At 62.4% G+C, this 20,390-nt stretch carries 20 protein-coding genes; 11 read left to right on the top strand and 9 right to left on the bottom strand.

The genetic code is table 11. The annotated features are described in order from the left end of the window. The first annotated feature begins 64 nt into the window (after positions 1-64). Together AC0QUY_RS18780 and AC0QUY_RS18775 are read left to right on the top strand one after the other, a co-directional pair. Positions 65-2,230: an acetate--CoA ligase family protein gene (locus AC0QUY_RS18780; protein ID WP_475387894.1), complete on the top strand. Its 2,166-nt coding sequence runs from the start codon at positions 65-67 to the stop codon at positions 2,228-2,230. A gap of 160 nt (positions 2,231-2,390) precedes the next feature. Next, positions 2,391-3,239, top strand: coding sequence for an IclR family transcriptional regulator (locus AC0QUY_RS18775; RefSeq protein ID WP_475387893.1), 849 nt, complete (start codon positions 2,391-2,393; stop codon positions 3,237-3,239). Positions 3,240-3,255: 16 nt separating this feature from the next. On the opposite strand, the gene AC0QUY_RS18770 is transcribed toward AC0QUY_RS18775, so the two are convergent. From AC0QUY_RS18770 to AC0QUY_RS18745, 6 genes are read right to left on the bottom strand one after another with little or no spacing between them, the layout of a single operon-like run. Continuing rightward, positions 3,256-4,131, bottom strand: a complete 876-nt coding sequence (locus AC0QUY_RS18770; protein ID WP_475387892.1) for an alpha/beta fold hydrolase — start codon at positions 4,129-4,131, stop codon at positions 3,256-3,258. Positions 4,132-4,158: 27 nt separating this feature from the next. Continuing rightward, entirely contained in the window at positions 4,159-5,472 is a 1,314-nt protein-coding gene (locus AC0QUY_RS18765) for an epoxide hydrolase family protein (RefSeq protein WP_475387891.1), read from the bottom strand. 60 nt (positions 5,473-5,532) lie between these two features. Then, positions 5,533-5,988, bottom strand: coding sequence for a carboxymuconolactone decarboxylase family protein (locus tag AC0QUY_RS18760; protein WP_475387890.1), 456 nt, complete (start codon positions 5,986-5,988; stop codon positions 5,533-5,535). After that, the gene (locus AC0QUY_RS18755) at positions 5,985-6,428 is read right to left on the bottom strand and encodes a cupin domain-containing protein (protein WP_475387889.1); all 444 of its coding nucleotides are present in this window, start codon (positions 6,426-6,428) and stop codon (positions 5,985-5,987) included. Before AC0QUY_RS18755 ends, AC0QUY_RS18760 begins: the two co-directional genes overlap by 4 nt. A 46-nt stretch (positions 6,429-6,474) precedes the next feature. After that, positions 6,475-7,008, bottom strand: coding sequence for a YkgB family protein (locus AC0QUY_RS18750; protein WP_475387888.1), 534 nt, complete (start codon positions 7,006-7,008; stop codon positions 6,475-6,477). Between the two features lie 45 nt (positions 7,009-7,053). Next, a complete protein-coding gene (locus tag AC0QUY_RS18745; protein WP_475387887.1) occupies positions 7,054-7,863 on the bottom strand; it encodes an SDR family NAD(P)-dependent oxidoreductase in 810 nt (269 codons plus the stop codon). A 115-nt stretch (positions 7,864-7,978) separates the two neighbouring features. Here AC0QUY_RS18745 and AC0QUY_RS18740 point away from each other — a divergent pair, with 115 nt between their 5' ends. Both AC0QUY_RS18740 and AC0QUY_RS18735 read left to right on the top strand, forming a co-directional pair. Further along, entirely contained in the window at positions 7,979-8,914 is a 936-nt protein-coding gene (locus AC0QUY_RS18740; RefSeq protein ID WP_475387886.1) for a LysR family transcriptional regulator, read from the top strand. A 157-nt stretch (positions 8,915-9,071) separates the two neighbouring features. Next, positions 9,072-9,707 carry a ketopantoate reductase family protein gene (locus AC0QUY_RS18735; protein ID WP_475387885.1) on the top strand — a complete coding sequence of 212 codons (636 nt, stop codon included), beginning with the start codon at positions 9,072-9,074 and terminating at the stop codon, positions 9,705-9,707. A 123-nt stretch (positions 9,708-9,830) separates the two neighbouring features. On the opposite strand, the gene tenA is transcribed toward AC0QUY_RS18735, so the two are convergent. Continuing rightward, on the bottom strand, positions 9,831-10,499 hold the full coding sequence (gene tenA, locus AC0QUY_RS18730) for a thiaminase II (RefSeq protein ID WP_475387884.1): 669 nt from the start codon (positions 10,497-10,499) through the stop codon (positions 9,831-9,833). 210 nt (positions 10,500-10,709) lie between these two features. Here tenA and AC0QUY_RS18725 point away from each other — a divergent pair, with 210 nt between their 5' ends. From AC0QUY_RS18725 to AC0QUY_RS18700, 6 genes are all read left to right on the top strand, one after another. Continuing rightward, on the top strand, positions 10,710-11,348 hold the full coding sequence (locus AC0QUY_RS18725; RefSeq protein WP_475387883.1) for a cytochrome c oxidase assembly protein: 639 nt from the start codon (positions 10,710-10,712) through the stop codon (positions 11,346-11,348). Positions 11,349-11,351: 3 nt separating this feature from the next. Beyond that, positions 11,352-12,464 (top strand): c-type cytochrome, encoded by a 1,113-nt coding sequence (locus AC0QUY_RS18720; RefSeq protein WP_475387882.1) that lies wholly within the window; start codon positions 11,352-11,354, stop codon positions 12,462-12,464. Positions 12,465-12,481: 17 nt separating this feature from the next. After that, positions 12,482-13,387 (top strand): cytochrome c oxidase subunit II, encoded by a 906-nt coding sequence (coxB, locus tag AC0QUY_RS18715; protein ID WP_475387881.1) that lies wholly within the window; start codon positions 12,482-12,484, stop codon positions 13,385-13,387. Further along, a complete protein-coding gene (gene ctaD, locus AC0QUY_RS18710) occupies positions 13,384-15,918 on the top strand; it encodes a cytochrome c oxidase subunit I (protein WP_475387880.1) in 2,535 nt (844 codons plus the stop codon). Before coxB ends, ctaD begins: the two co-directional genes overlap by 4 nt. Then, on the top strand, positions 15,915-16,274 hold the full coding sequence (locus AC0QUY_RS18705) for a hypothetical protein (protein ID WP_475387879.1): 360 nt from the start codon (positions 15,915-15,917) through the stop codon (positions 16,272-16,274). Before ctaD ends, AC0QUY_RS18705 begins: the two co-directional genes overlap by 4 nt. Positions 16,275-16,355: 81 nt before the next feature. Next, positions 16,356-16,856: a DUF421 domain-containing protein gene (locus tag AC0QUY_RS18700; protein ID WP_475387878.1), complete on the top strand. Its 501-nt coding sequence runs from the start codon at positions 16,356-16,358 to the stop codon at positions 16,854-16,856. A 119-nt stretch (positions 16,857-16,975) separates the two neighbouring features. Here AC0QUY_RS18700 and AC0QUY_RS18695 read toward each other — a convergent pair whose 3' ends face one another. Then, complete coding sequence (locus AC0QUY_RS18695) at positions 16,976-18,622, bottom strand: APC family permease (RefSeq protein ID WP_475387877.1); 1,647 nt, start codon at positions 18,620-18,622, stop codon at positions 16,976-16,978. A 51-nt stretch (positions 18,623-18,673) separates the two neighbouring features. On the opposite strand from AC0QUY_RS18695, the gene AC0QUY_RS18690 reads away from it, so the two are divergent. Beyond that, complete coding sequence (locus tag AC0QUY_RS18690; RefSeq protein ID WP_475387876.1) at positions 18,674-18,925, top strand: PepSY domain-containing protein; 252 nt, start codon at positions 18,674-18,676, stop codon at positions 18,923-18,925. Positions 18,926-19,017: 92 nt separating this feature from the next. Here the strand turns inward: AC0QUY_RS18690 and AC0QUY_RS18685 are convergent, their stop codons facing one another. Continuing rightward, positions 19,018-20,211, bottom strand: a complete 1,194-nt coding sequence (locus tag AC0QUY_RS18685) for a metalloprotease (protein WP_475387875.1) — start codon at positions 20,209-20,211, stop codon at positions 19,018-19,020. Positions 20,212-20,390: the final 179 nt, after the last annotated feature.

The raw sequence follows: 20,390 nt of genomic DNA, 5'->3' as shown, positions 1-20,390 counted from the left end.
TTTGTCTTGACAATCTAATCTCTGGCATACCAAATGCCATAAAACTAGCCCCAGGAGGAAGCCAATGTCAAATTCTGCAGATGCGGCCCGCAAGATCGCCGAGCCCAACGCCCATGAGGCTGTCCGCCGGGTGCTCGATACAGTGAAGGCCGAGAAGCGCACCAGCCTCACCGCGCCGGAAGGCAAGCTGGTGTGCGATGCCTACGGCATCCCGGTTCCGAAAGAGGGCGTGGCGAAATCCGCCGCTGAAGCATCCAAGCTCGCAACCGGCATGGGTTTCCCTGTCGTGATGAAGATCGTCTCGCCGGACATCCTCCACAAGACCGAAGCCGGCGGCGTCGTGGTCGGCGTCAAGACCGCGGCCGATGCAGAAAAGACCTACGAGACCATTCTCGCCAACGCCAAGAAGTATAAGGCCGACGCCAAGATCGAGGGCATCCAGGTTCAGCAGATGCTGGCCGGCGGCACCGAGGTCATCGTTGGCTCGATCACCGACGGCTCGTTCGGCAAGCTCGTGGCATTCGGCCTCGGCGGCGTGCTGGTTGAAGTGCTGAAGGACATCACCTTCCGCCTTGCGCCCGCCACCAAGGACGATGCGCTGTCGATGCTCGACGGCATCCAGGCCCACGATATGCTGAAGGGCGTGCGCGGCGGCGATCCGGTCAGCCGTGACGCGCTGGCCGACGTCATTGTCAAAGTGTCGCAGCTCGTCAGCGATTTCCCCGAAATCGTCGAACTCGATCTCAATCCGGTGTTCGCCACCAAGAAGGACGCGATTGCCGCCGACGTGCGCATCGTCGTCGACTTCGATTACAAGCCGCGCCCGGCGCCGCGCCCGACCGAAGAAATCGTGGCTGCCATGAACCGCATCATGCAGCCGAAGGCGGTTGCCGTGATCGGCGCCTCCGCCGAGGACGGCAAGATCGGCAACTCCGTGATGAAGAATCTGATCAACGGCGGCTACAAGGGCGACATCTATCCGATCCACCCGAAGGCGCCCGATATCCTGGGCTACAAGGCCTACAAGAGCGTCAAGGACGTGCCCGGCGTGATCGACACCGCGGTATTCGCGATTCCGGCGAAGTTCGTGGCCGGTGCGCTTGCCGAATGCGGCGAGAAGAAAATTCCCGGCGCCGTGCTGATTCCGTCGGGCTTTGCCGAAGCCGGCGCGCCTGAATTGCAGGCCGAGATCGTCGAGGTCGGCAAGAAGTACAATGTCCGCCTGATGGGCCCGAACATCTACGGCTTCTACTATACCTGGTCGAACCTCTGCGCCACGTTCTGCACCGCCTATGACGTCAAGGGCCATGCGGCGCTGTCGTCCCAGTCCGGCGGCATCGGCATGGCGATCATCGGTTTTTCGCGCTCGGCGAAAATGGGCGTCTCCGCGATCGTCGGCCTCGGCAACAAGTCCGATATCGATGAGGACGATCTGCTTGCCTTCTTCGAACAGGATCCGAACACCAATCTGATCGCCCAGCACTGCGAGGACCTCAAGGACGGCCGCGCCTTCGCGGAAGCCGCCAAGCGCGTCTCCAAGAAGAAGCCGGTGGTGGTGCTGAAGGCGGGCCGGACCTCGGCCGGCGCGAAAGCGGCCTCGTCGCATACCGGCGCGCTCGCCGGTAACGACAAGATCTACGAAGACGTGTTCAAGCAGTCGGGCGTGATCCGCGCCCGGTCGTTGCGGCAATTGCTCGAATTCGCGCGTGGCATGCCGGTGCTGCCGACGCCGAAGGGCGAGAACGTGCTGATCATCACCGGTGCCGGTGGTTCGGGTGTGCTGCTGTCGGACTCCTGCGTGGATAACGGCCTGTCGTTGATGTCGATGCCGCCGGATCTCGACGCCGCGTTCCGCAAATTCATCCCGCCGTTCGGCGCGGCTGGAAATCCTGTTGACATCACCGGTGGCGAGCCGCCGATCACCTACATCAACACGGTGAAGCTCGGCCTGTCGGACGAGCGCATCCATTCGCTGATCCTGGGCTATTGGCACACGATCGTGACGCCGCCGATGGTGTTCGCCCGCAACATGGTCGAGGTGAAGAAGGAGATGGAAGCGAAAGGCTTCGTCAAGCCGATCGTCGCCTCGCTCGCCGGTGACGTCGAGGTCGAGCAAGCCGCCGAATATCTCTACGAGAACGGCATCCCGGCCTATGCCTATTCGACCGAATTGCCGGTCGAAGTGCTGGGCGCGAAGTACAAGTGGGCGCGCGGCGCGGGCTTGCTGTAGGATCTATCAACAACAAAATGCCGCTTCGGAGCGAACCCGGAGCGGCATTTCTCTAGGTCATCCCGGGGCGATGCGAAGCATCGAACCCGGGATCTCGTCATTCCGGGTCTGGTCCTTCGGACCATCCCGGAATGACGAACGCAAAAAGCGGCAGGTCGCGATGAAGAAAGACGTGATCCGGCGCAAGGCCATTGAGCCGAAATCCAGTGCAGACCAGGATGAGAATGCCCGCGATGGCGGCGTCCAGTCCGTCGATCGTGCGCTCTCGATCATCGAGACGCTTGCCGAGGACGACGAAGGCTATCGCCTGAGCGATCTCGCGATCCGCACCGGGTTGTCGACCTCGACCGTGCATCGGCTGCTGGCGACGCTGGAAAACCGCCGCTTCGTGCAGTTCGACCGCACCGAATCGAAATGGCATGTCGGGGCGCGCTGCTTCACGGTGGGAGCGACATTTGCCCGCCGCCGCAATTTCTCGGCGCAGGCGGTGCCATATTTGCGCAAGCTGCGCGACCTGACGCGGGAGACCGCCAATCTCGCCGTCGTCGACGACGAATTCATCATCGTGCTGACGCGCATGGAGAGCCGCGAGATCATGCGTTCGCTGACCAAGGTCGGCGGCCGAGTCGCGATGGTCGCCTCCGGTGTCGGCAAGGCGGTGCTGGCAACCTATTCGAACGAAGACGTCAGCGCCATCATCCATCATCACGGCATGCCGCGGCTGACCGAAAAATCGATCGTGCGGCCGAGCGATCTGTTCAAGGAACTCGAAAAAATCCGCCGCCAGGGTTTTGCGATCGACGACGAGGAGGCCTGCATGGGCCTGCGCTGCATCGCCGCCGTCGTCTACAACGACTGCGCCGAGCCCTTAGCGGCGATTTCCGTCTCAGGTATGACCAGCCGCCTGACCGACGAGCGGCTGCCGCAACTCGGCCAGACCGTGCGCGAGGTGGCGGCGGAGCTGACGGTGGCGCTCGGCGGGGTGATGCCGGAGATGAAGGCCGGTTGAGCCTTTCACCTCGCACTCATCCGAATGAGGCACGAACCTCATCGATGGTCAGCTTCGGGTTCTGCAGGTGAGGGAAGTGCCCGATGCCCGGAAGAGGCGCGAATTCCGCGCCGATCCTCTGGGCGAGCTCTGCTCCCATCTCGTTCTTGATGTAGAGGTCCTTCTCGCCCCAAATCACCTTCACTGGAGTTTTGAGCAGGGGCAGTTGCGATTCGAAATGGTCTTGGTCCCGCGTAAAGTGCGAGTAGTAGTGGGAGAACGCGTCTGCCGTCGTCATCGCGCCCTGGCTCCATCCCCGGGACATGTCGTCCTTGAATTCCCGCGAAACTTCGAATTGGGCTTCCTTGGGTAGACCTCTTGTGAAGGTGTTCGCGAGGATCTCGTCGCGATTCTTGTTCAGGCTGGCGCGGACCTGATCCATCGCAGGCCCAGCCTTCAGGTTTTGCAGGCTCTCATACATGTATTGGGGCCTGTTGAACGGGGCGAAGTCGCCGACGATGATCGTCCTTGCGATATCAGGTTTTTCCACGGCCAGCAGGAGCGCCGGCAGGGCGCCGATATCGGTTGCGTAGATCGCAAGCTTCGACGTGTCGATGCCTGCTTTCGCGATGTATTGATGGAGAATGTGCGCGTAGTCCTTGGGCGCATAGAAGAACCTGTCGACCGTTGGCCTGGATGAAAGACCATAGCCAGGCCAGTCGAAAGCATGAACTTCGTAGTCATCGGCCAGAGCCAGGGAAATATCCTTCCAGGCGTACAACGTCTCTGGAAACCCATGCAGGAAGAGCACGGTCCCCTTCGGCTTCGGGTTGCGCAGCACCATCCTTCTGAGCGTGATGTCTTTGTCGATCTCGAAGAAACCGATCGCGTCGTCGTTGATCCGCTGTGACATGATGTGTCCTTTCGTCCTGTTCTCTGGTCAGTGGGCCGGCCGAAGTGATCTGAAGGCGGCACGGAGTTCGGCGGCGAACAGCTCCGGCTGCTCCCAGGCCGCGAAGTGGCCGCCCTTGTCGGCCTCGTTGAAGTAGATGAGGTTGCGATAGGCGCGCCGGGCCCACGTCTCGGGGGCTCGATAGACTTCGCCGGGGAATACGGTGATGGCGACCGGAAGCGAGATGTCGGCGGTCTTCTGCGCAGCCGAGAGAACGACGCTTTGGCCGGCCGTTTCCCAGTACAGGCGAGCAGCCGACGTCGCCGTGTTGGTCAGCCAGTACAGCGTAATGTCGTCGAGCACATCGTCCCTGCCGAGCAGGCGCTCGGGCTCGCCGTTGTTGTAGTCGTAGATCCAGGCTGCAAGACCCACCGGAGAGTCTGCCAGAGCGTAACCGATCGTCTGCGGGCGCGTGCCCATGATGGCGCCGTAGGCGCGGTACTTTTTGAAGAACGTATCGAGCTGCTCGAATGCCGCGCGTTCTTTTTCGGAAAGTGCCGCCGGCGCAGGCCCGCCGCCGGCAATCGCCATGGCGACCTCGGGAGGAACCGTCGCCGGCAGGTTGATGTGGATGCCGCGCAATCCGGCCGATGCTTGACGCGCCATGGCGCTGGAGACGGGCGAGCCCCAGTCACCGCCCTGGGCGACGTAGCTTGTATATCCGAGACGCTTCATCAATTCCGCCCAGGCACGGGCGATGCGGTCCGGATTCCAGCCGGTGTCCTTCGGCTTGCCGGAGAAGCCGTAACCCGGCATCGACGGGATCACGAGATGGAAGGCATCCGATGCCTTTCCGCCATGTGCCGTAGGATTGGTGAGCGGAGCGATGATCTTGAGCTGTTCGACAATTGAACCCGGCCAACCATGCGTGACGATAAGCGGCAGCGCATCTTCGTGTCTGGAACGGACGTGGATGAAGTGGATGTCGACCCCGTCGATCTCGGTGATGAACTGCGGCAAGGCGTTAAGCCGCACTTCCAGCTTTCGCCAGTCATAATCGGTCGCCCAGTAGCGCATCGTTTCCTGGAATTTCGCGAGCTGGACGCCCTGCGACCGGTCATTCACGGTCTCCTGATCCGGCCAGCGCGTGGCAAGGATGCGCCTGCGGAGGTCGGCAAGCTGCTCTTCCGGAATGTTGATGCGGAAAGGTCGAATGACGTCACCTGAGGAGGCGGCCATCAACCGCGACGGCAGTAGGCTCGCGGCGCCCATGCCAACGATGCCCCTCATTGCCGCGCTCAAGAGCCGGCGGCGGTCGCGGTCGATGAGCTCGGGGCTCGCGTGAGAGTTCAATATTTTCATGGCCTTCTCCTGCCGATTTGCTTCACCGCGGAAGCGCGATGTCCTTCGATCAACCCGCGCCTATCTCTCGAGCGCGGCCTGCGGCGTATTCCGAAAGCTGATTGCAAGGCGATTGTAGGCGTTCATCAAGCCAATCGCGATCGTGAGATCCACGAGTTCTCGCTCCTCGAACACGGTGCGGGCTGCCTGGTACGCTTCATCCGGCACGTTGGTCTCTGCGACGCGCGTCACCGTTTCGGCCCATGCAAGGGCGGCGCGTTCGCGTTCGTCGAAGAGGTTGCCGGCTTCCTTCCACGCCTGCACCAGCGCCAGCTTTTCAATCTTCAGTCCCTTCTTGAGGAGATCGCGCGTGTGCATGTCGAGGCAGTAGGCGCAGTTGTTGATTTGCGAGATGCGCAGATAGACCAGCTCGACCAGCGCAGGGGAAAGGCCGCTCTGCATGATGTATCCGTAGACGCCGCCCAGCGCTTTCACGCCTGCCGGTGCGATCTGGTTGTATTCGAGGCGCTTGCTCATTTTTTGCTCCTTGATGACGTGTCCTGCTCAACGGAAGTGGTCAGTTCCTTCTCGCCGGTATCGATGAGGAACACGGCGAGCAGCTTTGCCGGATTGGTCTTGCTCGCATTGCGACTGACCGGATGACGAGAGCCCGGTGTCTCGTAGAAACTTTCGCCGGCGCGGTAGACCCGCCTCGGTCCGTCATTCACCTGGGACTCGATTTCGCCAGCGAGGACGTAACCGAAAATAAAAGCCGACTTGGCGTGGATGTGCGAAGGCGATGCCCCGCCCGGCGTATAGTCGACAATCAGGGTGACCAGTGACTTGCCGGGGATGTTGGGTATCGTCTGCGAGAAGTGCGGCGTAACCGTTTCGCCGATGCCGTGGGCGGCGGCAGGCGTCGCCATGGCGATGGCAATGGCAGCATAAGCCGCGCTGAAGATGGATCGCATTTTCATGGTAGCGTCTCCTTTGGTTGCGTGAGGTGCTGATGGTTGTCGGTGCTCAGCGGCGAATGATGGTCTTCAGCGAGTCGACGAACACCCAGAACGAAGCGGCGAACAGGCCGATGTCCTTCAGCAGGAACTGACCCGGCGCGACCGAGATCGCGGGCGGCCCGAGCTCCGGCACGACGACGCCCGGCGTCGAGACCATGAAGCTGACGGTCGTGACGAAGAGCCCGGCCGAGAGAAGACCGCCGGCTGCGGAAAAGACCGGGTTCGCCAATCTGAGGGCGATCAGCAGCCCGATGCTGAGTTCGATGAAGCCGAGGAAAGTGGAGAAGCCGCGGACCGAGAACAGAGCGTAGAACCAGCTCAGCAGCGGGCTGTTCTCCACCAGCGGCACCAGTCCGTTGGCCTCGTATTCGGTAAACTTCATGCCGCCGAACCAGGCGTAGATGATCGCCAGCGACACGTAGAGGCCGACTCGGCTGGCCGGCTCGGCGTAAGCGAGCACGCGTTCGGCATGATCGCGCCACCGGACAATGGAGCCCGGTGCGAGAACCGGCGCCGCGTGCTGGGTGATGATGTGTGACATGGTAACCTCCTTTTTGATGGGATCTCTGCTTGATTGACTCGGTGCTCACGCATTCACGCGCTTGCGCAGGTTGTAGCGAGGGGCCGGGATGACGCTCGAGAGCTTGTCCGTCATGGCAAGGCGCGCTGCCTCATGACGATCCCACTCGGACTTGTCCGCCAGCGCCGGGATGGTCACGGTCTCGCCAAGGTCGAGACCGGCGAGCGCCGCATCGACCATGTCGTCAGCCGACATCACGATCTGCGCCGGTAGCTGATGAACCGGCGTGCCGGCAATGTCCCAGAATTCGGTGGCGGTGGCGCCCGGCAGCACCGCCTGCACGCGGATGCCCTTGTCGGCGAGCTCGTGAACGAGCGAGCGGCTGAATGCGAGCACGAACGCTTTCGTGCCACCATAGACGCCGTTCAGCACCTCCGGCGCGACCGCGACGATCGACGAGATGTTGATGATCGTGCCGTTGCCGCGGGCGACAAATCCCGGGGCCGCCGCATAGGTCAGCCGCGTCAGCGCGGTGACGTTCAGACGGATCATGTCCTCCATCTTGTCAACGTCGGAGGCGACCAGCGGGGCTGAAGCGCCGACGCCGGCGTTGTTGACCAGCACCGAGATGCCGGCATTGGTCCGTAGGATGTCTTCGACGCGTTGCAGGTCTGCTGGCGACGTGAGGTCGGCCTCGACCGTTTCCACTTTCCGGCCGGTCTCGTTGCTGAGCCGGCGCGCCAGCGACGCAAGCCGCTGCCTGTTACGCGCCACAAGAATAAGATCGTGGCCGCGCTTTGCCAGGCGATCGGCATAGATCGCGCCGATGCCGGTGGATGCGCCGGTGATAAGGGCGGTTCCTTTGGGGTGGGTCATTTCCATCTCCGTCGGTTGGTCGGGTTTGTTGCCTCGCGGTGATGGATAGGCCCTTCCGAAATTGATGGGTATCTGGCAAAATCGAGATGTATCCTTCCAAAAAATGGAAGCGTCCATGGACCGTCTCGAAGGCATGTCGATTGTGTTGGCGGTTGCGGAAGCCGGAAGCCTGTCGGCCGCGGCTCGCCGGCGGAAATTGCCGCTGGCGACCGTCAGCCGAAAGGTGTCCGAGCTCGAAGCGCACCTGCGCACGAAGCTGTTCAACCGGTCGAGCCGCGCACTCGTCCCGACTGACGCAGGGCTCTCCTACATCGCCGCCGCAAAGCGAATCCTTGCCGATATTGCCGAAGCCGAGCGCGCCGCGTCCGGCGAGTACACGACGCCACGCGGAGATCTGAGTGTGTCGACCCTTGTCGCGCTCGGTCGCTTGTGTTTGCAGCCGGTTCTGGCGGAGTTCCTGGTGACGTTTCCGGAGGTGGACGTTCACCTCAATCTGCAGGATCGGACCGTCGATCTCCTGGAAGAGCACATCGACGTTGCGCTTCGGGTCGGCGATCTCGCCGATAGCAGCCTGATCGCGGTACGTGTCGGGGAAATCCACCGCGTGGCTTGCGCCAGCCCGGCCTATCTGAAATCTCGCGGAACGCCCAAGTCGCCCGATGATCTCTCGGCGCACGACTGCATCAGCTATCCTCCGATGCAGTCGCCAAGCACATGGAGATTCAGGCGAGACCAGACGGAGTATGCGGTGCCGGTTCGGTCGCGCTTCATTGCGAGCAATCTCGAGTCGGCCTGCGACGCTGCGCGCGCAGGCCTCGGTATCACCGTGGCGTTCTCTTATCTCGTTGCCGAACCGATAAAATCCAGGGAGTTGGTGCCGCTTCTGCAGGATTTTCAGCCGCCACCGCAACCCGTCAGCTTTGTGTATTCGCCGAACCGCTTTATGCCGGCCAAGTTGCGTGCGTTTCTCGACTTCGCGGTGCCACGTCTCAGGGCGCAGCTTGCCGACCTGCCAAAAGGTGCGGCCCGTCACCGTGTTGCTCGTGAATAAAGTTGCGCAACGTTCGCGTGGACTCACATGGGGCTTGGTGGGATGGCAGCTCCAGGCGCGAAACGGCCCGTTGGCGAAAGCCTGCGATCCGCTAGACTGTCTCCAACGAATGAACGGCGAGGGCAGTCCTCTGCTGCAAGAAAATTCGGGAGAGAACATGAGCCGGAAGATCGCAATCGTCGGAGCGGGCGCCGTCGGCGGCTATGCGGGCGCGCATATGGCTCAGGCGGGTGAGGACGTCACCTTCATCGATCCCTGGCCCGAACATGTCGAGCATATGCGCAAGCACGGGCTGCGCGTCACCCACGCCATGGACGTCGCGGAGTTCTCGGTGCCGGTGCGGGCGCTGCATGTGACGGACGCACAGCAGCTTGCCAAGGAGCAGCCGGTCAACATCGCCTTCGTCTGCATGAAATCCTACGACACGGCCTGGGCGACCATGCTGATCCAGCAATATCTGGCGCCGGACGGCTATGTGGTGTCGCTGCAGAACTGCATGAACGAGGAGACGATTGCGGGCATCGTCGGCTGGGGCAAGACGCTGGGCTGCATCGCCAGCAGCATCACGGTGAACCTGCCGGAGCCCGGCCACATCCACCGCGGCGCCGGCAAGGGCGGGGTGGCGCACACCGTGTTTCGCGCCGGCGAAGTGCATGGCCGCATCACGCCGCGGGCGGAGGAAGTCTGCCGCCTGGTCGGCTATTCCGACAGCGCCAAGGTGACGGAGAATCTCTGGGGCGAGCGCTGGTCGAAGCTGGTCGCGAACGTCATGGGCAACGGGCTCTCCGCCTGACGGACATCGTCAAGCGCGTGGAGCGGGGCGAGCTGAGCCCGGATCCACGGCATATTACGGAGCTGCGATTAAACTGAGCCGCCTCGCGCTTGCTCCGGCGAGACTGGTACGATCAGTCGCTATTCACCGCTTACCGGCCCGCCATCCCATTTCCCAGAAGTCGGCTTCGAGCCGGGTGGCCTCCTTGAAGATCGCGATCAGCTCAGCCTCGCGGGCGGGAGTAGCGTAGCGATTGGCGAGGCGCTCCAGGTGTTCCCGCGCATTCGCCGCCACTTCCTGATAGGGAGCCCCGGCGTACTCGGCGATCCAGACGCGATACGGGTTCGTCGCAGCGAGCGCATTGGGTCGCGCGGCGAGCCTCGTCGCGATCTCGGCGTAGCCGATCACGCAAGGCGCAAGCGCCACCTTGAGCGAGAGCAGATCGCCGCGCATTCCGGCGTCGAGCACGTAGCGCGTATAGGCCAGCATTTCGACCGCCGGAGGGGCTTGCTCAAGATCGGTGGCCGACAGGCCCCAGCCGGCGCAGAGCTTCACATGCAGGTTCATCTCGACATCGAGAATGGCCGAGAGGCCGCCGGCCGCTTCGCGCATGTCGGCAAGCGTCGGCGACTTGTAGACGGCGAGCGCGTAGGCGCGCGCAAACTCGATGAGAAACAGGTAATCCTGAACGAGGTAATGCCGAAATGCCGCCTCAGCGAGCGAAGCGTCCGCCAGCCCTTCGGTGAAGGGGTGTTCGGTATAGGCCCGCCATTCGGTGGACGCCGCATTTTTCAGTCGATCGAAGAAACTCATGATCCCTCGCAGGGGGGTGTCTTCTCAATGAATGCTCTTGCACGCTACCCCGTCATAACAAACCTCTCAGCCAGGGAACAACGTCAGTTTGGCCAAACGGCTGCTGCATGAGGGTGGCCAGCGGCAATCCGTCACGAAACCGAATCGTGCCTGAGACGTTGAGGTAACCGCGTCGCGTTCGCTCCGGCGACTTCCAGGGAAGAGGGGGCCATGCAATCTCGACCTCCGCAGGTCCTTGCTCTCGTCGCGAGCGCCACTTGCGTTCTCGCGGTCGGCACGCTTCTCGCAGGCTTCCTGGAATTTGGCCCCCATACCCGGCACATGGCCGGCCATATCCTGGCGATGAATGTTGCTGCCCCCGTGCTTGCTCTGATCGCGCTTGCGCGGTGGAGGCGGCCCACGGGGAGCGTATCCTTGCTTTGGTTCACAACCTTTGGCCAGATCGCCGGGCTTTGGGTCTGGCACGCCCCTGTCGCGCAGAACCTGATCCTGCATGCGCCCATTGCAATGATCGTGGCACACGCTGCGCTATTGCTGGTAGCCACAGCGTTCTGGGCGTCGTTGCTCTCCCTCACGGGCTCCTCGCGCTGGCAGGCTATTCCGGCCCTTCTGCTCAACGGAAAGCTGGTCTGCCTGCTCGCGGCTCTCCTCGTCTTCGCACCGCGGGCGCTTTACGGGTCCGCGGACCATGCCGCGCACGGGCTCGGCGATCAGCACCTTGCGGGTCTGTTGATGCTCGCGGCTTGCCCGCTGAGCTATCTCGTTGCGGCCGTCTTCATGACGGTTCATTTGATCGGTGCGTACGAGCCGCCGCGGCAGGGGCCGCCGATCCACCGAACCGCCAGCTAGCTCATGCGCATCGACCCGCCCGTGCGCATCCGCTTCATCCTGTTAGCCGGGCTGGCAGCGCTGCTGCTTGGTTTCCTGTTCATATGGTCCGGTGTCTACACCGTCGCGGCCAGTCGCGGGCACTTTGCGGTGACCGAATGGTTGCTGACATTCGCGATGCGCAATTCGGTCAAGACGCACGCGCTCGGCATCGAGGTCCCGCCGCTCGACAATGCCGATCTCGTGACGCTTGGAGCCGCGCATTTCCAGAGCGGCTGCGCGTATTGTCATGGCGCTCCGGGTATCCCGATCAGCCCGATCGCGCGAGCCATGCTGCCTCCGCCGCCCGACCTTGCGACCAACATGCGGCCGTGGCGCGACCGCGAGTTGTTCTGGATCATCAAGCACGGCATCAAATACACCGGCATGCCGGCGTGGTCGGCGCAGCAGCGCGACGACGAGGTGTGGGCACTCGCCGCGTTCCTGCGCCGTCTTCCGAGCCTCGACGCGGCGCAGTACCGTGACCTCGCGCTTGGAGGCTTGCGGGTGCCGCCGCAGGGCGGTGAGAGCCTGGCGACAAGCGAGACGACGGCCCCCGCGGCCGGCGCCTGCGCCCGCTGCCACGGCGCAGGCGACGCGAGGCCGGCGAGCTCTCTCGTTCCAATCTTGCACGGTCAGCCAGCCGAATTCATCGTCGCGTCGCTTGAGGCTTTCGCGAGCGCGCAGCGCGCCAGCGGGATCATGCAGCCCGTCGCGCGCGCGCTCACCGGCGACGATTTCAGACGTGTGGCCGACTACTATGCGGCGCTTCAAGCGCCGCACGTCCCGGAAGGACCAACGGATAGATCCGCGATCGAGCGTGGACGCAATGTCGCGGAGAATGGCGATCCGACGGCAAGAGTACCGGCTTGCGCGGGCTGCCATGGCGAAGAGGCTTTGAAGATCTATCCTCGCCTTGCCGGGCAAAATCTCCCCTACATGCTCAATCGCCTGCGGCTCTGGAAGGGAGGCCTCGCGCCGGGTACGGCGACCGAAACCATTATGGCGCCGATCGCGCGTGCGCTGAGTGAGCGGCAGGTCAAAGACGTCGCGGCTTATTACGCTTCGGGCGATCCTTCTGCCGGTGCCTCGCGATGAACGGGATCCTTCAGTCCGTGCTTGCGCCGCACGGCCCGCAGGCTGGACAGATCGCCACGCTTGCCTGGGCGCTGTTCGCATTCGGTTCGGTCATCCTCGGGCTGGTCATGGCCGCGATCTGGCTCGCGGTGCGCGGTGCGCCGCGCATCCGCGAGGTGCTCGCCCGCGAGCGCACCATCATGGTGCTCGGCCTCGCATTGCCGGTCGTCACGCTCACGATCCTGCTCGGCTGTGGCGTATGGCTCACGCGCGCCCAGACCGGGCATGCGGGCGATTCCCTGCGCATCGAGGTGACCGGCGAGCAATGGTGGTGGCGTGTCGTTTACGATGGTCCGACGCCGGTCATGAGCGCGAACGAGATCCGAATTCCCGTCGGGCAGCCGGTCGACTTCACGCTCAAGGCAGCCGACGTGATTCACAGCTTCTGGGTCCCGAGCCTCGGCGGCAAGGTCGACATGATCCCCGGCCGGATCACGCGCCTGCGGCTTACCGCCGAACGCGCGGGCGTCTATCGCGGACAGTGCGCTGAATATTGCGGCGGGCCGCACGCGCTGATGGCCTTCAAGGTCATCGCCATGCTCCCCGACGAATACGACGCATGGCTTGCGCGTGTGGCCGATCCGCCGGCCGCCCGCTCAACCGACATCGAACGGCGCGGCCAGTCTCTCTTCGTGGCGGCCGGTTGCGGCGCCTGCCATGCCGTGCGCGGCACCGATGCGGCAGGGACAATCGGTCCGGACCTGACGCACTTCGCCGCGCGCGGTTCTGTTGGAATCGACACGTTGCCGCTCACGGCCGAAAATCTCGCCCGCTTCATCCGCGACGGGCAACACATCAAGCCGGGCAACCGCATGCCCGAATTTCGCATCTTCTCTTCGGCCGAGCAGACTGCGCTCGCCAGCTACCTCATGAGCCTGCGATGAGCGAACCCTTACCAGCGTACCTCGCAGGCCATCCGAACAAGCTGCCGCGTCCCAAGGGCGAGTTGGAAGCGCTTGAGGCCGCCTGGGAGCTGCCGAAGGGCTGGCGGATCGTCACCGCGGTCAACAACACGGTCGTTGGCTACTTTTACGTGGCGGCCGCAGTGCTGTTCTTCCTGCTCGCGGGAATCCTCGCCCTGCTGATGCGCCTCCAGCTCGCGGTGCCGAGCAACACCTTCCTATCGCCGGAGACCTACAACCAGATCTTCACGATGCACGGCACCATGATGATGTTCCTGTTCGCCGTGCCGGTGGTCGAAGCGATGGGCATTCTCCTTCTGCCGCAGATGCTGGGAGCGCGCGACCTTCCGTTTCCTCGCCTCGGCGCCTTCGCATTCTGGGCCTATTTCGTCGGAGGGATCATTTTCTTCGGCACGTTGTTCTACGATGTCGCGCCGTCTGGCGGGTGGTTCATGTATCCACCGCTCACCGGAGTGCAGTTTTCGCCCGGGCTCGGCGCGGATTTCTGGCTGCTCGGCATCGGCTTCATCGAAATCTCGGCAATCGCGGGCGCGGTCGAGCTGATTGTCGGCGTGCTGCGCACGCGCGCGCCCGGCATGACGCTCGATCGCATGCCGATGTTCGCATGGACGATGCTGGTCTTCGCCGGGATGATTGTGTTTGCGTTTCCGGCCGTAATCCTGGCAACGCTGCTGCTTGAGCTTGAGCGCGCATTCGGCTGGCCATTCTTCATTCCGCAGAAGGGCGGAGACGCGCTGCTATGGCAGCATCTGTTCTGGTTCTTCGGTCACCCGGAGGTCTATATGATCTTCCTGCCGGCCGCCGGCATGGTGTCGATGATCGTGCCCACGATGGCCCGCACGCCGCTCGTCGGTTACCGGCTGATCGTCGTCGCGTTGATCGCGACCGGCTTCTTCTCGTTTGGCCTGTGGGTGCATCACATGTTCACCACCGGCATCCCGGCGCTTTCGTTGAGTTTCTTCTCGGCTGCCAGCATGGCGGTTGCGCTCCCAAGCGGCATCCAGGTTTTTGCCTGGATCGCCACGATCGCGGCGGGACGGCTGCAGGTAACGACCGCATCGCTGTTCGTGCTCGGCTTCCTGTTCATATTCACGTTGGGCGGGCTGACGGGCGTGATGGTCGCGATGGTGCCGTTCGACTGGCAGGTGCACGACACCTATTTTGTGGTCGCGCATTTTCACTATGTGCTGGTGGGAGGCATGGTATTTCCGCTGTTCGGTGCCTTCTATTACTGGGCGCCCGCCTTCAGCCGCCGCGTGCTCTCGGAGCGATTTGGCAAGGCGGCATTCTCCCTGATGTTCATCGGATTCAACGTCGCGTTTTTCCCCATGCACGTCACGGGCCTCATGGGCATGCCGCGCCGCGTCTACACCTATCCTGCCGTTGCTGAGTGGAACGAGCTGAACATGATCTCGACGGTCGGAGCATTTCTGTTTGCCGCCGGCGTGCTGGTTTTCCTTTTCGACCTCGTTCGTAACCTGCGGCCGACCGTGTCCGAGCCGGTCGGGGACGTCTGGAAGGGCGCCTCGCTCGAATGGATGCACAACCACGTCTACGGGCCGCGCAGTGTTCCGCTGGTAATGAGTCGTGATCCGCTCTGGGATCAGCCGCAACTTTCGGAGGAATCGAAAGAGGGGCGCCACTATCTGCCCGGTACGGTGACGGGACAGCGCGAAACCATCATCACCTCGCCGATCGAGGCAACGCCGCAGGCGCTACAGCGTCTGCCCGGCTATGGCTGGTCACCAATGCTCGGCGCGGTGTTCACGGCCGGCTTCTTCATGCTGCTCACCGTGAAGTATGTGACGCTCGCCTTCATCTCGGGTGTGCTCGCGCTCGTGATGATCCTGATCTGGATGTGGGGCAGCGATCCGAGGCCGTTGCCTCGTGCCGAGATCGGCCATGGCATCCAGGTGCCGACGTATGTGAGCGGTCCGCTCTCGCATTCCTGGTGGGCGATGGTCGTTTTGATGCTTGTTGCAGGCTCGCTCTACCTTTCGTTTGTGTTCGCCTATCTCTTCCTTTGGACAGTCTCGCCGCAGGTGTGGCCTAAACCTGAGCAAATGCCGCCCCCGCTGTGGCCCTTCGTCTCTGCGTTGTTGCTCGGAGCAAGCAGCGGCTTGATCGTCCTCGGTGGCCGCGCGCTTCCGGTTCGAACGCCCAACCGCGTCGCCTTCGTTGGTACGATCGGCCTGGCGGTCGTATCGCTGTGCGGAAGCTTCGGCGTCGAAGTCCTGTCGCACTGGCGCGCCGGCTTTCGTCCTGATGCCGACGCGCACGCTGCGTTCGCCTACATGGCGTCGTTTCTTCAACTTCAGCTCGTGCTGGCACTTGTCGTCATGGCGGGCTTTGCCATCGCGCGCTGCCTTGCTGGCATGCTCAGCCGCCGGCGTCGCGTCGTGTTCGACAATCTCGCGCTGCTTTGGCATTACACGGTCGCGCAAGGCCTGTTCGGTCTTCTGCTCGTGCACGGCTTTCCGAGGATCGTATGAACGCTCCTCGCACCCGGCCTCTTGCCGATTTACTGCGCCTGTTCGTTGGGCCGGCCGTCTGGTTCTTGCATCTTGCTCTGCTGTACGGCGCGGAAGCTCTGATCTGTACGCCGCCGGTGGGCTCGGGACGTGCGATGGTGTGGCTTGGTATTGCGGCGACCGTGGCGGCGCTTGGAGCTCTTTTGCTTCTGGCCGCGGTTCCAGCGCCACGCGCGAACGGTCGACCGAGTGAGCACACGGGTGCGGCATACCTGCACTATACGACACGGTTACTCGCCTTCTTGTCCGCTATTGGCGTGATCTGGAACGCTCTCGCGGTCGTCCTGGTGCCTGCCTGCGCGCAGGCAGCGAGCTAGTCCGGCGCCCCTTGTTGGGTAGCTTGGCAGGAACTTCGCTTTTCCATGCCGCGTTGGCACGGAAACGCGAGGGCTCTTGTCATGCAGATCGATTGGAACAGCATCTTCCTTCCCAGTCTTGGTATCGCTGAGATTGTCGTCCGGGGTACGCTCATGTATCTCGGCCTTTTCATAATCCTGCGCTTCATGGCGCGTCGCCAGGCGGGGCATCTTGGACCGGCAGATCTTCTGGTGATCGTGCTGATCGCGGACGCGGCGCAGAACGGGCTTGGCAAAGAATATCAGTCCGTGACCGAAGGTCTTGTCCTGGTCATAACCATCGTTGCTTGGGAATACGTCATCGACTGGCTGGCTTACCGGTTTCCAGCCCTAAGGCCTGTCCTCAGACCTCCGTCTCTGACGCTGGTAAGAGAAGGGCGGATTGTCGAAGAGGCAATGCGCAAGGAAATGCTGTCGATGGACGAACTCGCATCTCTGTTGCGGCAGCAGCAAGTCGAGGACATTGCTGAAGTAAGGCTCGCAAAGCTCGAAGGCGACGGACGGATCAGCGTACTTAGGCGTGAAGCTCCGGCTGGACGATAACGGACTGGAGAGGCGTTACAGGTCGCGGACAGCAGCAGTGGAGCGAGCAGCCAAGCGATGAAGCGAGCCATCTCGCCGACTGCGTGAATTTGAGTTGCTTCTCGTCGTCCGGTACTTCGCTAGTTCACCGGCCCGCCGCGACCCAAATGTTCCAGATCCGGCTCGACTCGCTTCACCCCGGTACTCCGGTTGACCATGATTGTCACCAGCCAAAGAACGACGCCTATCCCGAGCAGGACACCGGCGACGTGGTACTGAACAATGGCGCGGCCGGTCCAGGGACCCGTGAGGAAGGCACAAAACACGGCGCCCAGGATCGGCAGAATGGTCGGCGTGCGGAAATGCTGGTGATTTACAGGATCGCGCCGAAGCACCAGAACCGCGACATTCACCACAGTGAAAACGCATAACAAAAGCAGCGCGGTGGTGCCTCCGAGCGCCGGCACTTCCCCGACAAATGTGATCAGGGCAAATGCCAGCAAGGTCGTGAAGCCGATGGCGACATAGGGCGTCCGCCGCGTCTTGTGGACTTTCCCGAGCGATGGTGGAAGCACATGCTCGCGGCTCATGCCGTACACAAGGCGACTGGCCATGAGCATGTTGATGAGCGCGCTATTGGCCACGGCAAACATGGTGATGAATCCAAAGATCCAGATTGGAAAATTAGGCGCGCCCTGCTGGACGACTTTCAACAGCGGTGTTTCGCCTTCGCCCAGTTGCTCCGGCGCCACCAGCGTGATTGCCGAGATCGAGACCAGAACATAGATGACACCGGTGATCACAAGGCCAGCCAGCAACACCTTCGGGAAGTGACGGGTGGGGTCCTTGCATTCCTCGGCCATGTTGACCGAATCCTCAAAACCTACCATGGCGAAGAAGGCCAGCGTGGTCGCGGCAATCACCGGCCAGAACATGCCGCCGTCCGGCGTCGAGCGAAACTGAACGACGCGCGAGACATCGCCCTGGCCCAGCCCGATCGCCCAAAGGCCGATCACGATGATGATCAACAGCCCCGTTAGCTCCACGCAGGTCAGAACGACATTGGCCTTCACGCTTTCGCCGACACCGCGGAAATTGACTGCCGCAACGATTGCCATGAAAGCGAGACCGGTCATCGTAATGCCGAAGCCCGTTAGATTGAGCCCCATGGCGTGCGACATGTTCGCGGCGAAAGCCCGGGAAGCGGTCGATGCCGAGGTGATACCCGAGCACATCACCGCAAAGGCAACGATGAAGGTGACAAAATGGATACCGAAAGCCTTGTGAGTGTAGAGCGCCGCGCCCGCAGCTCTCGGATACTTCGTAACCAGCTCGAGATAGCTGAACGCCGTCACCAGGGCGACCACAAACGCGACCACGAAAGGCAGCCAAACGACACCGCCGACCTGCTTCGCCACCTGTCCCGTGAGCGCGTAGATCCCGGTGCCGAGAATGTCGCCGACGATGAACAGCAGGAGCAACCAGGGGCCCATGACCCGATGAAGGCTTGGTTCAGCACTGCTTGATTGCGGGGCGACGTTGGCGGGGATATCGGTCATCGCACGTCCTCTTTCAATCCGGTGACGCCAGTGCAGTCTATCGGTAGTTGAAGGGACTGTGCAATAACCCACCCGGTGATTGGGCAGTGCACCACTGAATTGTCTGTGCGGAACAAACTCCGGTCGCGGGCATTCGGCTAGTGCGCGTTTCGGAGTCACGCAACAGACGGGATGCGGAGACGACCTTGGTCGAACACGCCGGGCTTCTTTCTCGCCAGGCCGCTCCACCAGGGGATGCGAACAGGCTGGCTCGAAGCGGCTCCACAGGAGGATTTGACCATGCGATTGACCACATCAACTGCGATCCTCGTCCTATCGGTGCTTCCTGCGCTCGCCGATCGCCCGGTCACTGAAGACGAGCGGGCAAAGCTCGTCGCGGCGGTCCTGGCCGAGGGGTGCTCAGGCGGCAAGCTGGAAATGGATGAAGACGACCAGCAGTTCGAGGTCGACGATGCGGTGTGCGCGGATGGCAAGAAGTACGACCTCAAGTTCGATATGCAGATGAAGTTGAAGCGGAAGAATCTGGACTGAGTTCCGGCGGGCATGGGCTATTGCGAGCCAACGCTCGCTCGAATGGCGCCCGATGACAGGCGACACAATCCGTTTGGATGCGCCGCAGCGCATTAGATGCGAACGGCCGGACTCATCAAAGCGATGACAGCGACATACAGGATGAACGCTGCGATCGAGGCGAGGGCAAGGGCTAATCCGCCGCCGACCGACAGCCGTTCGAGTTCGAGAGTTTGGCCACCGCTGAGGTAGCGCTGCAATGCAAACAGCAGAAACGGGATCCCGATAAGAAAGGATTGCAGATATATGGCGAGGCCGAGGCCAACCAGTACCCCGATCCAACCTACGATAAGTGCGGACTTCCGGCTCACCGAGCCAATGAGCGCGTTAAGAATCATTCCGCCATCGAGCGGATAGATCGGCAGCAGGTTGGCTGCATTGACGACGGCGAACATTTCCACCGCATGCCTGAGTCGAGTGTCGCCGGTTGATCGATAGAGTGCGAAGAGGCCGAGCGTCGGAATGAGGCTCAGGCCCGGTCCCATCAGCGCAATGAAGCCTAGCCGGCCCTCGGTCCGATAAGCCGTCTTGGGGACGGCCGCCCCGCCGAAGAAGGGAATGAGGTAGATGCCGCGTACGCCGACGCCGGTCATGAGCATCGCCGCGACGTGTCCGGCCTCGTGCACGACGATGACGATCGAAAGAAGCAGCCCCAATTTCCAGCCGAACAGGTAGCAAAAGCTCAAGAGCGCCACGGCCGACAGAAGCAAGCCATGGTTGCCCAGGGCGGCGAGGCGGCTGTGGGTACCGGCATCCTTTTCGCATTGCTGCTTGATCAGGTTCCCCATCCGGCGCGGTGCCGTCGGATAGATGATGCGGTCGCGAAAAGAGCGCACGGTCAATTCGTTGAACATCGTAAGCGCCGTCCCCTCTGGCGTCGCTTCGACGATAAGTCCCGTTTCGATATCCCGCCCGTCCTCGGGCGGCTTGGATAACGGATGCTCCACCAGCCGCGCGCGCCAGATCCCCTTGGTCTCATCGCGCTCGAGCTCGTACGAGACGACCCGCGACTGCGGTTGGCCACTGATGGTGATACGTGTCAGCCAAAGGTCAGGGCTGTCAGGTAATGGTTCGGATGACATCTCTATCGTCGGCGGCCCGTCCAGAACGACGTGGTTCGCGGTACCAAGCCGCCACACGGCATCGCGCGATGCATTGATCAAGGCGGTGAACTCGAAGCGCAGCCGACTGCGCCCTCTCAGTGCATCGACCAGACCCTGAAACGCATAGAAGGCGAGGCGCAACAACTCGATTGGCAGTGTCAGTAGTCCGAGCATGGGAGGCCTCGTGGTGGGGGTATCAGGTGTGTGCAGCCGGCGCGAGGGCCATGACGCACGGCCAACGCCGGCGGCGAGGTGAGGTTGTCATGGACGAAAGCCGTCACTTGATGCCGTAGATTGCCAGTTCGTCCGTGGCACTTGGTTTG

It is taken from the genome of Bradyrhizobium sp. WYCCWR15520 (assembly GCF_056174665.1).
This window is presented reverse-complemented; position numbering and strand designations above follow the sequence as displayed.

Bases quoted from the DNA above. Each gene is read 5' to 3' on its own strand.
- AC0QUY_RS18780 (WP_475387894.1), top strand. From the start codon at position 65: ATGTCAAATTCTGCAGATGCGGCCCGCAAGATCGCCGAGCCCAACGCC.
- AC0QUY_RS18775 (WP_475387893.1), top strand. From the start codon at position 2,391: ATGAAGAAAGACGTGATCCGGCGCAAGGCCATTGAGCCGAAATCCAGT.
- AC0QUY_RS18770 (WP_475387892.1), bottom strand. From the start codon at position 4,131: ATGTCACAGCGGATCAACGACGACGCGATCGGTTTCTTCGAGATCGAC.
- AC0QUY_RS18765 (WP_475387891.1), bottom strand. From the start codon at position 5,472: ATGAAAATATTGAACTCTCACGCGAGCCCCGAGCTCATCGACCGCGAC.
- AC0QUY_RS18760 (WP_475387890.1), bottom strand. From the start codon at position 5,988: ATGAGCAAGCGCCTCGAATACAACCAGATCGCACCGGCAGGCGTGAAA.
- AC0QUY_RS18755 (WP_475387889.1), bottom strand. From the start codon at position 6,428: ATGAAAATGCGATCCATCTTCAGCGCGGCTTATGCTGCCATTGCCATC.
- AC0QUY_RS18750 (WP_475387888.1), bottom strand. From the start codon at position 7,008: ATGTCACACATCATCACCCAGCACGCGGCGCCGGTTCTCGCACCGGGC.
- AC0QUY_RS18745 (WP_475387887.1), bottom strand. From the start codon at position 7,863: ATGACCCACCCCAAAGGAACCGCCCTTATCACCGGCGCATCCACCGGC.
- AC0QUY_RS18740 (WP_475387886.1), top strand. From the start codon at position 7,979: ATGGACCGTCTCGAAGGCATGTCGATTGTGTTGGCGGTTGCGGAAGCC.
- AC0QUY_RS18735 (WP_475387885.1), top strand. From the start codon at position 9,072: ATGAGCCGGAAGATCGCAATCGTCGGAGCGGGCGCCGTCGGCGGCTAT.
- tenA (WP_475387884.1), bottom strand. From the start codon at position 10,499: ATGAGTTTCTTCGATCGACTGAAAAATGCGGCGTCCACCGAATGGCGG.
- AC0QUY_RS18725 (WP_475387883.1), top strand. From the start codon at position 10,710: ATGCAATCTCGACCTCCGCAGGTCCTTGCTCTCGTCGCGAGCGCCACT.
- AC0QUY_RS18720 (WP_475387882.1), top strand. From the start codon at position 11,352: ATGCGCATCGACCCGCCCGTGCGCATCCGCTTCATCCTGTTAGCCGGG.
- ctaD (WP_475387880.1), top strand. From the start codon at position 13,384: ATGAGCGAACCCTTACCAGCGTACCTCGCAGGCCATCCGAACAAGCTG.
- AC0QUY_RS18705 (WP_475387879.1), top strand. From the start codon at position 15,915: ATGAACGCTCCTCGCACCCGGCCTCTTGCCGATTTACTGCGCCTGTTC.
- AC0QUY_RS18700 (WP_475387878.1), top strand. From the start codon at position 16,356: ATGCAGATCGATTGGAACAGCATCTTCCTTCCCAGTCTTGGTATCGCT.
- AC0QUY_RS18690 (WP_475387876.1), top strand. From the start codon at position 18,674: ATGCGATTGACCACATCAACTGCGATCCTCGTCCTATCGGTGCTTCCT.